Source organism: Rhizobium sp. P32RR-XVIII, from assembly GCF_012641395.1.
Classification (GTDB): domain Bacteria; phylum Pseudomonadota; class Alphaproteobacteria; order Rhizobiales; family Rhizobiaceae; genus Rhizobium.
Genome location: NZ_JABAIH010000008.1, coordinates 66,934 through 80,251 on the forward strand (window position 1 = coordinate 66,934; position 13,318 = coordinate 80,251).

Annotated in this window: 13 protein-coding genes; 2 read left to right on the forward strand and 11 right to left on the reverse strand. The window is 59.1% G+C overall.

Features of this window, described 5'->3' with window-relative positions:
* Window positions 1–52: 52 nt before the first annotated feature.
* The 9 genes from pcaD to HGP14_RS21865 all read right to left on the reverse strand — a co-directional run bounded on the left by pcaD (window position 53) and on the right by HGP14_RS21865 (window position 8,578).
* Window positions 53–862, reverse strand: coding sequence for a 3-oxoadipate enol-lactonase (gene pcaD, locus HGP14_RS21825; protein ID WP_168831981.1), 810 nt, complete (start codon window positions 860–862; stop codon window positions 53–55).
* Window positions 859–2,202 carry an MFS transporter gene (locus tag HGP14_RS21830; protein WP_168831982.1) on the reverse strand — a complete coding sequence of 448 codons (1,344 nt, stop codon included), beginning with the start codon at window positions 2,200–2,202 and terminating at the stop codon, window positions 859–861. Before HGP14_RS21830 ends, pcaD begins: the two co-directional genes overlap by 4 nt.
* Before the next feature lie 71 nt (window positions 2,203–2,273).
* The gene (gene benD, locus HGP14_RS21835) at window positions 2,274–3,056 is read right to left on the reverse strand and encodes a benzoate diol dehydrogenase BenD (protein WP_168831983.1); all 783 of its coding nucleotides are present in this window, start codon (window positions 3,054–3,056) and stop codon (window positions 2,274–2,276) included.
* Window positions 3,056–4,069, reverse strand: a complete 1,014-nt coding sequence (benC, locus tag HGP14_RS21840) for a benzoate 1,2-dioxygenase electron transfer component BenC (protein WP_168831984.1) — start codon at window positions 4,067–4,069, stop codon at window positions 3,056–3,058. Before benC ends, benD begins: the two co-directional genes overlap by 1 nt.
* A 20-nt stretch (window positions 4,070–4,089) precedes the next feature.
* Window positions 4,090–4,581, reverse strand: coding sequence for a benzoate 1,2-dioxygenase small subunit (gene benB / locus HGP14_RS21845; RefSeq protein ID WP_168831985.1), 492 nt, complete (start codon window positions 4,579–4,581; stop codon window positions 4,090–4,092).
* 90 nt (window positions 4,582–4,671) lie between these two features.
* Window positions 4,672–6,042, reverse strand: a complete 1,371-nt coding sequence (benA, locus tag HGP14_RS21850; RefSeq protein ID WP_168831986.1) for a benzoate 1,2-dioxygenase large subunit — start codon at window positions 6,040–6,042, stop codon at window positions 4,672–4,674.
* Window positions 6,043–6,108: 66 nt separating this feature from the next.
* The gene (gene catA / locus HGP14_RS21855) at window positions 6,109–7,035 is read right to left on the reverse strand and encodes a catechol 1,2-dioxygenase (protein WP_168831987.1); all 927 of its coding nucleotides are present in this window, start codon (window positions 7,033–7,035) and stop codon (window positions 6,109–6,111) included.
* A gap of 95 nt (window positions 7,036–7,130) precedes the next feature.
* Complete coding sequence (gene catC, locus HGP14_RS21860; RefSeq protein ID WP_168831988.1) at window positions 7,131–7,421, reverse strand: muconolactone Delta-isomerase; 291 nt, start codon at window positions 7,419–7,421, stop codon at window positions 7,131–7,133.
* A gap of 5 nt (window positions 7,422–7,426) precedes the next feature.
* The gene (locus HGP14_RS21865) at window positions 7,427–8,578 is read right to left on the reverse strand and encodes a muconate/chloromuconate family cycloisomerase (RefSeq protein WP_168831989.1); all 1,152 of its coding nucleotides are present in this window, start codon (window positions 8,576–8,578) and stop codon (window positions 7,427–7,429) included.
* Window positions 8,579–9,457: 879 nt separating this feature from the next.
* Here HGP14_RS21865 and HGP14_RS21870 point away from each other — a divergent pair.
* Entirely contained in the window at window positions 9,458–10,036 is a 579-nt protein-coding gene (locus tag HGP14_RS21870; RefSeq protein ID WP_168831990.1) for a TMEM175 family protein, read from the forward strand.
* Between the two features lie 146 nt (window positions 10,037–10,182).
* Window positions 10,183–10,596 carry a VOC family protein gene (locus HGP14_RS21875; protein ID WP_168831991.1) on the forward strand — a complete coding sequence of 138 codons (414 nt, stop codon included), beginning with the start codon at window positions 10,183–10,185 and terminating at the stop codon, window positions 10,594–10,596.
* A gap of 5 nt (window positions 10,597–10,601) precedes the next feature.
* On the opposite strand, the gene HGP14_RS21880 is transcribed toward HGP14_RS21875, so the two are convergent.
* Together HGP14_RS21880 and HGP14_RS21885 are read right to left on the reverse strand one after the other, a co-directional pair.
* Window positions 10,602–12,362, reverse strand: coding sequence for an MOSC and FAD-binding oxidoreductase domain-containing protein (locus HGP14_RS21880; RefSeq protein WP_168831992.1), 1,761 nt, complete (start codon window positions 12,360–12,362; stop codon window positions 10,602–10,604).
* A gap of 84 nt (window positions 12,363–12,446) precedes the next feature.
* Window positions 12,447–13,229, reverse strand: a complete 783-nt coding sequence (locus HGP14_RS21885; RefSeq protein ID WP_312862164.1) for a DUF427 domain-containing protein — start codon at window positions 13,227–13,229, stop codon at window positions 12,447–12,449.
* Between the last annotated feature and the right edge of the window lie 89 nt (window positions 13,230–13,318).

Genomic DNA, 13,318 nt, shown 5'->3' on the forward strand with positions numbered 1-13,318 from the left:
GACGATTGCTTGTCAGATCTTCTCCCGGTCCATTGCAGCGATCTACTTTGTTTCAGGTACTTTCTTGCCTCGTCTCCAGGTGCCCACAGAGGAAGTGCTGGATCAATTTTGTAACGTCTTGCGAACGTTCGAACGTCGGTATGTGGGAAGCGTTTTTTATCAGCCTGAACTCCGCCCCAGGAATGCTGTCGGCGAGCTGCTTCGCGCTCGATATCGGGGTCGCGGTATCCTGATCACCGACGAGGATCAACGCCGGAATTCGCAACCCTTGAATTTTTGTTGAAAGGTCCGCATCGGCGATTGCCTCGGCCGCCGATGCATATCCTTCTGGTGCCGTATTCAGAAGCATTGACCTGAGCCGCTGGGTTTCCGGAGCATCGAGGAAAGCCGGCGTTACCCAGCGGGCAAGAACGCCATCAACAATCGCAGTCATGCCCGACAGACGGACAGTCTTGGCCCGATCTCGCCAGAGACTAGCAGGGGGAATTGAGGTGGCGGTGTCAGAAAGCACAAGCGAAGCGACAACGTCAGGTGCAGCCGCCGCCAGGGCCTGAGCGACCATGCCTCCGATGGACAGGCCGGCGACATGCGCACGCCTGATACCCAGCCGATGCATCGCGGACAGTATATCCAGAGCCAGACCCTCGATGCTGTAAGGGCCCGAGGTAGCAGAGGACTTGCCATGGCCACGCAGATCAGGGCGGAGGACGCGGAAATATTGAGAAAGCACCTCTGCCTGCGGGTCCCAGACCCCATGATCTGTTCCAAGCGAATGTAGCATCAAGAGAACCGGTGCGTCCTGCGGGCCATCTGCCCGCAGGTACATGGTGAGATCGTCAAGGTCGATGAGCATGTCGTTCATTCGGCTCTCGACGGCGAAGATTGGACGGCTGTGCGGGTAGATCGCGGCGCCTTTGCAAGCATTGCCAATGCAGCGACCAGGGCTGATAACGCGGCAACGGCGAAGACTGTGGAAAGGTCCCAGCCAAGCGACAGCAGGACGCCTCCAGTCACCGATCCCAAAATGGACCCTGTACGACCCACCGCATGCGCCCAACTGACACCGGTACCGCGGCTTTCGGTCGGATAATAGCCCGCGGCGAGCGCGTTGATTCCGACCTGTGCTCCCGCGACCCCGAAACCGGCGCCGAAGATCGCGACGACGAGGAGCCAAGGCACCGTCACGGCGTGGCCGAGGATGACAACAAAAAGACTAGCCACGATGTAGGCTCCGGCCAATACCTTGTGGGGCTCGAAGGCATCCATCATTCTCCCGATCACGATGGCGCCGATAGTGCCACCCATAGCAAGCATCGCACCCATTGCAGAAGCGCTTCCCATGGAGAACCCGGCGGACGTGATCAGAAGCGGCAACCAACTCGATAGCAAATAGAAGACCAGCAGACTCATGAAAAAGGTCACCCAGATCAGGATTGTGCCCATGGCCAATCCCCGTCCGAACAACTGCCGGACTGGCGATCCGGGGGCACGAACGGGAACGGCAAACTCCGTCTGTTCAAGATTGGCTGCTGGCACCAGGCGCTTCAGCAATGCGGCGATCCTGTCGGGCGCAGCACCGTGACGTGCGAGATAGCGTGGCGATTCAGGCAGCAATGCCCATAGGAGAAGGAAATGCAGGAGGGGCAGCACGCCGCCAAGGGCAAGAAGCCCCTGCCAGCCCCAAACGGCCATGATATGCGAAGCGGCAAGTCCCGCCGCAGCCGACCCGATGGTGAAACCGCAGAACATCATTGTCACGAGGGTGGCTCGCCTTGCCTGAGGGCTGATTTCAGCGGTGACTGTCACCGATGCCGGCATCGCCCCGCCAAGACCAAGTCCGGTGATGAAGCGCATAGCCGTCAGCATCTCGATATCTGTCGCAAAGGTCGATGCACAGGTGGCGAGGCCGAAGAACACGGTGGTCACCAGGAGTACCGGCTTTCTGCCGATCCGGTCAGAGAGCGGTCCGAAGATAAATGCCCCTGTCATGAGGCCGAACAGGCCTGCGGCGAAAAGGGGGGCCAATTCAACCGGCGACACGCCCCATTCAGTCTTCAGCATGGGCGCGATAAATCCCACGGCTGCGGTATCAAAGCCGTCTAGGGCGGCAACAAGAAAGCACAGTACGATCACGATCTTCTGGTACTTCGACAGGGGGTGTGCATCGAACACCTCCTGAACATCGACAATTCTCCGCTGCATAATAGTTCCTCCCTTGGATTGGCTTGCCGTTCACCGATTTTCCTCGGCCAACGACGTTTGCATTCAGGCATTTATCCGGTATCGCCGCCGCCGACTGGAAGGATGGTTCCAGTCACGTAGGACGCCTCCTCCGATGCCAAAAACAAGATCGCATTCGCCTGCTCTTCAAGCGTGCCGTACCGCTTCATCAGGCTGGATTGCGTCGTCTGCTGCACGACCTCTTCCATCCAACGCCGATCGTCTTCCGTCTGGTCATCGTTGTTGCGCAGTATGACGCGTTGCGGCGCTACGGTGCCGCCTGGTGCGATCGCGTTCACCCGGATTCCGCGCTCTGCATTCTCCATGGCAAGCGCAATGGTCAGGGCGTTAACGGCTCCCTTTGCCGCCGAATATGGCGCGCGATTGATCCCGCGCGTGGCGATAGACGAGACGTTTACGATGACACCGCGGCCCGACTTGATCATCGACGGCAGAACGGCTCGACAGCACCATAGCGTCGGAAACAGCGAACGCCTGATTTCAGCCTCGATCTGCCGCTCGTCAAAATACTCGAATGGCCGCATCCATATCGCCCCACCGACATTGTTCACGAGAACGTCGATGCGGCCGAAGTGTTGCTCGGCATGGGCAATGGCCCTTTGGGCGCCATCCCAATTCTCCAGGTCGCCCAGAATGGCGGTCGTGGTGCCACCGGCGGCCTCGATGCCCTCTGCAACCTTGTGAACGTGATCAGATCGGTCGATAAGAGCGAGGCGCGCGCCCTCGGTCGCGGCGCGGACCGCCACCTCGCGCCCGATGCCCTGCGCGGCACCGGTCACAACCATCACCCTCTCCGCAAAGCGGTCCGACCTCATCACGCTGCCTCGGAAGCATTGAACTTTTCGTAATGGAAGGACGCCGGCTTGATGCCGATTATGTCGAAGTGTTTTCGCACGGCTTCGACCATAGGCGGCGGGCCGCACAGATAAACATCGGTGTCGCCACCATGAAAGTCTTCCGGTCCGAGATGGTCGGTAACGAAGCCTTTGCGGTCGGCGGTGCTCGCAGTATCGGCGACGCAGACATCGAAGGTGAAGTTGGGTAGTGCCCCGGCGAACTCCTCGAGCCTGCCGACCTCGACCATGTCTGCATCCCTGGTGACGCCATAGAGCAATCGGATGGGCGGCGTTGAATCGCCCTTTTCGCGCAGGTGGTCGAGCATGGCGAGGAATGGCGCCAGGCCAGTCCCCCCGGCAAGGAACATCGCCGGGCGATTGAGGTCGCGAAGATAAAAGGCACCGGACGGCCCGTGTATCGTCAGTTGGTCGCCAGGCGTGGCCTGCTCCGAAAGATAGGTGGACATCAGCCCCCCTGGAATATTGCGAACCAGGAAATCGATACGACCGTCATTGAGCCGGGAGGAGAAGGAATATGCCCGGCTTTGCTCCGTGCCCGGAACCGAGACCTTCACGTATTGTCCCGGCAGAAACGAAAGGCTGTCGGGCTCCTCAAGCGCGAGTGTAAAGCCGATCGTGCTATCGGAAAGCCGGCGGACGTCGGTGAGCTGGGTTGCGAAGGTCAGAGCCCCGCTTTTGCATAGCGCCGATGTCGCTGGAATGTTGACGACGCAATCGCTGCGCGGCCGCATCTGGCAGGCAAGCACAAAGCCCTGCGCCGCTTCGTCCTCTGTGAGCGCTTCATCAATATAGGAATCCATGTCATAGCTGCCGGATTCGCAGTGGCATTTGCAGGTCCCGCAGACGCCATCGCGACAATCCATCGGAATATTGAGCCGCGCGCGATATGCTGCGTCGACCAGGCGTTCGTTCGTGACGCATTCGACGAAACGTGTAACGCCGTCTTCGAAATTAAGGGCAATCCTGGGCATCGTCGGAACCTCCTCGGACTTCAGACGTGATAGATGTCGATGACGTGATGGATGTAATCGTTGACGAGGACGATCTTCTTTCGGGCGATCTTCATCTCTTCGCCCGCGACTTCGAGCGTATAAAAAGTAGTGCCAAAGTGTGTGTCGGTCGTCTTGTAGCGGAAGTTCTGCGTCATCCAGTTGAAGCGGATCTCGACGCGACCTTCGGTCTGAGACAGGATCTCGACATTTGAGATGTGATGCACCGTGCGGGGTTCCGGCAGGCTTGTCGCGCTCGACCGATCCGTTCGGATCCGGAACACTCTATCTTCAAGCCCCTGCTTGCTGGCGTAATACATCAGCGAGATTTCGGACTCCGGATCCTCGGTTAGCTTGTCGTCATCGTCCCAAGCCGGCATCCAGAATTCGACATGCGGTGCATAAAGGGCAAGCCAGTTGTCCCAGTCGCGGTCGTCAAGATAACGGGCCTCGCGATAGAGAAATTCCTCGACCTTCTGGCGTGAAATAGTCATGACATCTCCTCCGGCGGACCGCTCCTCAGCCCGCTCAATCTGGATATTTCGAAATGACGGCGAGGTGCGGCTCTGCTGGCCTCGCAACATTCAGCGCGACGGGTCGCGCCCGATCGCCTTCACCAATGCTTCTTTCCAGTAACCATGCTGGATAACGAAGAGACCTTCGTCCTCGGTTTTCGCGCCGGACAGCAATGGCTTCAAGCCGATGGAAGCCGCGCCTTCGTCGGCACCGTCAATCCAATGTGTCGCACCTCGGCTAAGATCATTCCAAGCCGCATGACGCGCCTGATATCCAATCTGGCAGGATCGGAATTCTTCCAGGTCATCGGGAGTTGCCATGCCACTTGCGTTGAAGAAATCCTCGTACTGACGAATGCGGCGCGCGCGCGCGTCTGCACTTTCACCCTTCGGGGCAATGCAGTAGATCGTCACCTCCGTTTTATCGACGGCGATCGGTCGATACATCCGTATCTGTGAGGAGAATTGGTCCATCAGATAGACGTTTGGATAGAGGCAGAGATTTCGCGATCGGTCGATCATCCAGTCCGCCCAAGCTTGGCCGAAGCGCGCCGTCAGTTCATCACGCTTCTCTGCCAGCGGCCGATCCTCAGGGTTGCTCCAGCGTGTCCAGAGCAGGAGATGGCCATGCTCGAAGGAATAAAAACCACCGCCCTGCTTTGCCCAGTTTCCGGCATCCATCGCACGGGTAACGTCCTGGCCAGCGGCAGCGGCGATCGCATCCTTGCGGTGGTTGGTCGTGGCAGCGTAGTTCCAGTGCACAGATGAAACATGGTAGCCATCGGCACCGTTTTCGGTCTGCAACTTCCAATTCCCGTCATAGACATAAGTGGAACTGCCGCGCAGCACCTCGAGGCCGTCGGGCGATTGGTCTACGATCATATCGATGATTTTCCGCGCCTCGCCGAGATGCTCCTCGAGGGGCAGGACGTCAGCGTTGAGACTTCCGAACAGGAAGCCGCGGTAGTTCTCGAACCGGGCAACCTTGGTCAGGTCGTGGGAGCCGTTCTTGTTAAACTGTTCCGGATATCCTGCGCCATCCTGGTCCTTTGCCTTCAGTAGCCTGCCGGTGTTGGAGAAAGACCATCCGTGGAACGGACAAGTATATGTCGCCTTGTTGCCGCGCTTGTGGCGGCAGATCTGGGCACCCCGATGCGAACAGGCATTCAGGAAGCAGTGCAGTGTGCCGCTCCGATCCCGGGAAATCACAATTGGCTGACGCCCGATATAGCCGGTTAGATAGTCGTTTGGGTTCGGAATCTGGCTCTCGTGAGCAAGATAAATCCAGTTTCCCTCCCAGATATGCTCCATTTCGAGCTCAAATAGATCGGGGTCCGTGAAGATGTCGCGGCAGCACCGATACGTGCCCGCATCTACATCGTCGACAACAGCGTTGTAGAGTTTTTCCTCAATGCGATCATTCGCGTTCGTGTCGAGCATGGCTCTCCTCCTATGGCGTCTGGCAAGGCGCCTCCTCAGACGCCTCCCATGGATATTGATCTGACGTTAGGCCACTACGCGTTCGCGTTCGACGATCGTATCGACCAGGCCTTCCGCAGCCGGCGTCAGCACGAAGTCGAAGTCGATCGATGCATAGGGGCTCTGCACCTGCTTTTCGGCCATCAGCTTCGGATCGCTGATGCGGGCGACTGGGGGGATCAAGTCGTCACGCGTGCCGAAAGCGAAGTCGTCGAAGAGGTAGGGATCGTCTTCGATGTTGATCTGCGTCGTCAGGTGGCGGAAACCTGGGGCTTCGACGAAGAAGTGGATGTGCGCCGGGCGGTTCCCATGGCGGCCGATCGCGGACAGAAGCTGCTCGGTCGAGCCACCCGGAGGCGTGGAATACCCGCTCGGCATGATCGTACGGAATTGATAGCGACCCTGGGCATCGGTCTCGATGCGGCGGCGAAGATTGTATGGCGCTTGCTGCGGGTCAAAATGCGAGTAGTTCCCGCGGGTATTGGCGTGCCAGACGTCGACGATCGCGCCTGGAACCGGCTTGCCGTTCTGGTCGCGCACCTGGCCCTGCATGAACAGGACTTCGCCCTCGTCCGATCCGTCGTCGAGGCGCCCGGCTCCGTGACAGATCGGGGCGCCGGCAATATAAAGCGGACCTTCGATCGTCCGCGGCGTACCACCGGCAAGCCCGGCGCGGCGCTCGGCTTCGTCGAGCCGGAGATCGAGGAAATGTTCAAGTCCGATACCCGGCGCAATGAGCCCGAGTTCGTTGCTCCGTCCGGCCGCACCGAGGTAGCCGACGGCACTCCAGACTTCATTCATGCTGATGTCGAGGTCGTCGATGGCCTGGAACAGTTCGACAAGAAGCCGGTTCATGATCTCCTTGATGCGCCGGTCACCTCCTTGGATGTCGAGCCCGCTGGCACGACTTGCCAGATCCTCGATAACGCTTCTTTCGATGATACCTTTTGCCATTTTCTCCTCCTGTGGCTGGGCAGCCTCACAAAATGTTGGGGCCACCGTGTATTCATTCAGGCTGGCAACCCTGGGGCTGACGGCCGTCGTCTCGATCAGTTTGAATCCTCTGCGATCGCCGATGGGTGCTTGCACAATGGTGTGACCTCGATGGCCATGAACGGAAAGAGCGGCAGCGTGGAAAGAATGTCGTGCAGCTCCGTGGTGTCGCTGACGTCGAAGATGCTGACATTCGCGTATCGGCCGGCGATCCGCCAGAGGTGACGCCACTTGCCCGAGCGCTGCAGTTCTTGCGCCCTCGCCTTCTCTGTTGCCTTGAGGTTGTCGGCCACATCCTTGGGAAGGTCGTGCGGGAGATTGACAGTCATTTCAACATGGAACAGCATCGCGTTCACCTCGCCATACGCAGATTGGGGACCGGTTGGGCATCGCGCCTGAACCGATCTATTGCTGCCTCGTTCAGGGTGACGCCAAGACCGGGGCCGTCAGGCAACTCAAGCTCGAAGTCGCGATAAACGAGCGGCTCGGTCAGAATTTCCTCGGTCAGAAGTAGCGGCCCGAAGAGTTCCGTGCCCCATTGCAAGTCTTCGACGCCCGCAAACAGATGTGCCGCTGCGATTGTCCCGATGGGTCCCTCGAGCATGGTGCCACCATAAATGCCGATCCCGGCCGCCGCAGCGACTGCGATCACCTGCCATGCCGCAAACAGTCCACCCGCCTGTTCTATCTTTATCGAGAAGACGTCCGCAGCCCGCTCCGAGGCTGCTTCGAGCGCACTCTGCGGACCGACCAGGGCCTCGTCGGCCATCAAGGCGATCGAGGAGGCGCGGGCAACCCGCGCGAGGGGCGCAATACCGGATACGGGCTGCTCCACCAATATGCAGCCAATATCTGCAAGAGCGGCCACGGCATTGATCGCTTCACGTTCGCGCCATGCCATGTTGACGTCGACACGCACGGTCGCGTTGTCCGTCAAAGCCTTCCTGATCTGCGCGACATGGCCGATGTCTTCTTCAATCGACTTGCGGCCGATCTTTATTTTGAAATGCTTGTGCCGCTTCAGGTCCAGCATCTGTTGTGCTTCGGCGACGTCGCGGCCGGCGTCTCCCGAAGCGAGCGTCCAAGCCACTGGCAGGCGGTCGCGCTGGCGACCTCCGAGGAGTTCCGACAAGGGAACGTTGAGGCGACGGGCATGGGCATCGAGCAGGGCAGTTTCGACAGCGCATTTCGCAAAGTTGTTGCCTTTGACCGATTTGCCGACTTTGCTCATGGCCAGCTGAATACGGGTGGCATCGGCGCCGATTAGACAAGGGGCGATATACTGGTCGATCGTCAGCTTGATGCCTTCCGGGCTTTCTGGCCCATAGGCAAGGCCGCCAATCGTGGTTCCCTCACCCACGCCCTCGACGCCATCCGAGCAACGCACCCGAACGATCGTCATGCTCTGTCGATTCATGGTCGTCATCGACAAGCGGTGCGGGCGCATGATGGGCAAATCGAGTATAATAGCTTCGATTGCAAGGATGCTGATGTCAGCCGTCACTGTCTTATTCTCCTAGCGGTCCATAGGAAATTAGCGTTCTGGGCTTGGCTGGTCCAAAACTAAAAAAGTTAAACTTCATACTCTATGGGTATAATTTGAGTGGAGCGCGATGCCCTATGGCGGGGCTGCAATGTCGCTCTCGCCCAGGGAGTTACTTCAAAAGAAACCGAGAATCTCATTTCCGGCGCCCGTCAGCGCATCCGGTAGAGCTCGCGAGGGACGCTGGGTAACATTCCCACCGTACTATTGGCGTGGGATTTGTGTTCGAACCAGAGCCGCGCGGCGTCATTCTTCATCGCAAATGCCCCCTTCCGGCCGAGCTTTTTTTGTACGCTAGCTGACTGGAACGTTTGCCGGTGTTGACTGGTTATCAGCATGGCCGCGCGGCGTCTTCCTGTTAAACGCCAGCGATGAAACCCTTCGTCCTGGCACCCGCGCAGTCACCGTTTCCCGAACACCTTCGGGAGTGACCAATGAGCGATCCTGATCGATATTCCGGCAGACCTCCACGGCGTACCTTGGGCGTGTGGATATTGATAGCTTTGGCCGTGGCACTGGCGTTTCTGCTTGCTTGGCTGTTCGGCTGGGTGGGCCCACCAGTTTCGCCGCCTCTGACGGTGCATTAGGACCTTCGTTTGGGAGCAGCGTCTCAGGCGCGAACCCCGTATGTCCAATGCCTTTGCTGGGCGACGACCGCGGTCGGGGCTTCTCGGAAGGTCGCCTCTTTTTCGGCCAGAGAACTGGCTCTGCCTGGCTGCCCTGATGCGGCTTTGCTTGGAGACGCGGAGAGTTTATCAATCGAGGGGCTTTAACTAGGAAGCCATGGAGAATATCCGACAAACAGATGAGTTCGTCGCCTTTATATGGGAGGATTAGCGCATGCATGATCAAAGGATAACGGCCGATCGCCTTGCCGCCTTTTCGGATGCGGTCATGGCGGTGATCATCACGATCATGGCTCTGGAACTTAAAGCTCCCGAAGATTCGAGTTTCGATTCTCTCGCGCCGCTCTGGCCGACGATCATCGGCTATGGCGTGAGCTACTTCTTCGTTGCGATCATCTGGGTGAACCACCATCATCTATTGCGGTTTGTTCAAGATGCGACGCCGCGGTTGATTTGGGTCAACTTCGTCCATTTGTTCGCGGTATCTTTACTTCCGTTTGCCACTGCCTGGCTGGCGCGATCACATCTGGCCCCCGCTCCCGTCGCGGTTTACGCCGCGATTTTCGTATTTGTCGAAGTCGCCTATCTGGGCTTTGAAAGGGAAGTCTTCGCTCAGTCTGATCCCACCAGAATGCCCGAAAAGGCCCGTCGTCTGGCCCGGTGCAGGTCGATTGCCGCTCTCGCAATATTCGTGGCCGCGGCCTTGATATCGCCGTTCGTTCCCCTGATCGGATTTGGATTGATTTGCTGCGCTCTGATCTTGTACGTGCGACCTCAGGCTCCTAGCAAATAGGCCCCATTACCCTGTCTCCATGCGGGCAGTTGCGCCGGCGAATTGTATATCGGCTTCGGAATGGACCGATCATAGCCTTCGCGATAGATTGATGGCTGTTGAGCACTGCAACGCCGAACATTCGCTGCAAGCTTTAGGGGCCAACGATGCTTACGCTGGAGGCTGGTCCGCTACCTGTCTCGGATATCGATCGCGCTCTTGCGTTCTACACGGAGCAGGCCGGTTTCAACCTGGACGTCGACTACCGCCTCTCGCCTGCGTTCCGCGTTGTCCAGCTTACGCCGCCCGGATCGGCATGCTCCGTGCAGTTGGTTGCCGCAGCCTCGTCTGACCGCGTGCGTAACCTCTACCTCGTTACCGATGACCTCGAGGCCGAGCGCAGGAAGCTGATCAGTCGTGGTGTCGCGGTCGGAAAGATGCGGCACAAGAGCCCGGTGGAAGCCTGGGCAGGCGGATGGAGCGAAGGACTGGATCCGCAGCGTCGCGACTACGCCAGCTTTGCCCACTTTGCCGATCCGGATGGCAACACCTGGACCTTGCAGGAACGCGGCCACGTCTGACCTCATCAAATGTCGACCACGACGTCGTTCTGCGGCCGGGAGCAGCAGATCAGAACGTTTCCGCTCGCCGGTGGATCAAGTGGATCGGGCATGTAGCTTACGGTGCCCGAGACGAGGCCGCTTTCGCAGTTGTGACAGACGCCGGTACGACAGGACCAGCGCACCGGCACGTCACACGCTTCCGCCAATTCCAGAATGCTTTGATATAACGAGCCATTCCAATGCGCGGCAATCCCGCTGCGCGCGAACGAAACGAGCGGACCGGTTTTCGCATCGTTTTCGGGAACATGGGGAGGCCGCGTCGGCGCACGGACGATGCCCGGCGTCAGCGGTTCGCCTCCCTCGAAAACTTCGAGGTAAATCCGAGTAGGCGGGACTCCGAGGCTTGCAAGCGCCCCCTTCATCTCCGACATGAAAGACGCGGGCCCGCATAGGTAAAAATCCCCATCTCCAGGGACGCCGATCTCTCTCAAGACCGATAGCGACAGGTGCCCTGCCGCATCGAAGTCTTCGTTCGTTTTCTCGTCCAGCCCAGGTCTGCTGTGATAAATAACACTTCGGCCGTGTGGAAGCGCGCGCATGAGCCGACGAACCTCGCCGGCAAAGGGATGATGCTCGCGATCGCGAGCTCCATGGATCCACACGAGTTGCCTTGCCGATCGCGTGCCAGCCAACTCATGCAGCATTGCAAGCAGTGGCGTCGCGCCAATCCCCGCGCTGATCAGTATAATTGGCCGCTCTCCGGGTTGTAGAAGAAAGTTACCGCGCGGCAGGCTGACGTCGAGAACATCGCCAACCCTCACATGCTCCTTCAGATAGGCTCCGGCCGCTCCGTTCGGCTCAAGTTTGACACTGACGCGATATTCCTTCGTTGAAGGAGAACCAGAGAGTGAATAGCTGCGATAGAGCGGTGATCCGCCCGCTCCTTGCAGACGCAAGACGACATACTGACCCGGCAGCGCCATCTGCAACGGTTGATCGTCCGAGCTCTTCATCGTCAGCGAGAGCACATCCGCAGATTCCTGATCGGTTGACGTCACCACCAGCCGCCGAAATCCTGATTTGACGGGATGTGCCGCAGCCGCCGGGATAAGACCAGCATTGCCACTCTCGGCGGGAGAGGTTCCGCTCTGCAAGAGGGCCTCGAACGAGGAACGCCATCCCGGTGAAAGCGCTTCTATCGCGATCGCCCGCTTCAGTTGGTCGCGCGGGTGGTTGGGCGAATAGAGGAGTGCGTTGATCTCCGCAACGGTCATGCGCTCCTTGGCTTCTCCCACTTTGACGATTTCGTCGCCAGCGCCCACCATTCCTTCCTGCAACACACGGAAGTAAAATCCCGGCCGCCCACTGCCGGTCAGCAACGCGGGCATTCGGGGCTCGTTCGTGCGGATACCGACGCGATAGCAGGTGACGCGAGGCTGAGTGACCTCAAACAGCGCGCTTCCGATCTGATAGCGATCGCCGATGCAAACGGTATCGTCGGGCAAGCCTTCGATGGTGAAGTTCTCGCCGAACTCGCCGTGCACGAAGTCAGTCCGTTTCAACTGCTCCTGCCAATATCGATAGGATTCGATCTGATAGACGAAAACGGCGCGCTGCTCCCCGCCATGCCCGGCGAGATCGCCCTGCCCATCTCCTTCAAGATTCAGCTTACCGGCCCGACAGCGGCCGTTCACCGGCTTCTTCCATATCCCTGTATGTACTGTGCGGCCTTTCCACTCAATGTCGCGCGGAAGTCCGACATTTACCGATAATAGTTGAGCCATAGCACCCTTGCTCTCTTGGCGGCTGGCAGCCTCCCCTCACCTCTTATCTTGGCGAAACGTGGTCGTCAGCATGGCGTACGCCTGTCATGAGCGCGTATGCGGAGGCAGCGCCTCATCGACGGTGAGGTCGCGATCGGGCCCGTGAGGAACCACAGACTGACCCGGCTCAAGACGAAGCTGAACCCCATCGAGCTGAACAGAAAGGATGTCGGGCTCAAACGACACGAAGTCGGAGATGCGGCTGACCTCGCGGTAGGCCTCCCGATAAGACCACGCAGCCCGTTTGGCGTCGCCGATGTCATAGTAGCTGCACAGCCCCTTGTAAGGGCAGAAGGTCTTGAGTTCCACAGCAGTCAAGGCGGATTCGTCCACGTCGGCGCGTGGGACGTACCACCGCGGCGCAAAGCCTGACTCGTACAACGCCAGTGGCTTTTCCGTGTCGGCAATGATGCGGTCTGCCTGACGAACGATCAGCTTACGGGAGGTCTGCCGAATGTCGATTCGATGGTAGCTGTCGGCGGCATGGCCGAGGATGCGTTCTTCCTCCTCGTAGAAGGCGTCCATTGCCGGCCACGCAAAAGCCACCCGCCCCTGCAACTCTTTCGCGTGTTCCGGCAGTTCGATATGCTGCCACGCCCCCCGCTGAGCGCTCTCGTCGCCTAGCCGTATTGTGTACCAAGCCGTGAGGCCGAGGTCTCGATGCCGAGTGGTATGCTCCGTACGCTGGAGGGCATCCGGGGAGATGTCGCTCTCGGGAAAGTAAGCCACGGGATAACGCCCCGGTTCGAACAGCACGACGACGTTCTGGCTATCGGCGACCCAGGCCCCGCCAAAGCGCACGCGCATGCGCCGGCGAAGACGTTCCACGTACAATAGTCTCTCTGGCAGCGGTTCTGGCAGAAGAAACCGGCCAATTGCTCCCGGAGATAGCGGACCTTGTTGCCAGGACAGTCCCA

Excerpts from the sequence above, each read along its gene's own strand:
- catC (WP_168831988.1), bottom strand. The coding sequence starts at position 7,421 with ATGCTGTTCCATGTTGAAATGACTGTCAATCTCCCGCACGACCTTCCC.
- benB (WP_168831985.1), bottom strand. The coding sequence starts at position 4,581 with ATGACTATTTCACGCCAGAAGGTCGAGGAATTTCTCTATCGCGAGGCC.
- pcaD (WP_168831981.1), bottom strand. The coding sequence starts at position 862 with ATGAACGACATGCTCATCGACCTTGACGATCTCACCATGTACCTGCGG.
- HGP14_RS21830 (WP_168831982.1), bottom strand. The coding sequence starts at position 2,202 with ATGCAGCGGAGAATTGTCGATGTTCAGGAGGTGTTCGATGCACACCCC.
- benD (WP_168831983.1), bottom strand. The coding sequence starts at position 3,056 with ATGAGGTCGGACCGCTTTGCGGAGAGGGTGATGGTTGTGACCGGTGCC.
- benA (WP_168831986.1), bottom strand. The coding sequence starts at position 6,042 with ATGCTCGACACGAACGCGAATGATCGCATTGAGGAAAAACTCTACAAC.
- HGP14_RS21880 (WP_168831992.1), bottom strand. The coding sequence starts at position 12,362 with ATGGCTCAACTATTATCGGTAAATGTCGGACTTCCGCGCGACATTGAG.
- benC (WP_168831984.1), bottom strand. The coding sequence starts at position 4,069 with ATGCCCAGGATTGCCCTTAATTTCGAAGACGGCGTTACACGTTTCGTC.
- HGP14_RS21870 (WP_168831990.1), top strand. The coding sequence starts at position 9,458 with ATGCATGATCAAAGGATAACGGCCGATCGCCTTGCCGCCTTTTCGGAT.
- HGP14_RS21875 (WP_168831991.1), top strand. The coding sequence starts at position 10,183 with ATGCTTACGCTGGAGGCTGGTCCGCTACCTGTCTCGGATATCGATCGC.
- catA (WP_168831987.1), bottom strand. The coding sequence starts at position 7,035 with ATGGCAAAAGGTATCATCGAAAGAAGCGTTATCGAGGATCTGGCAAGT.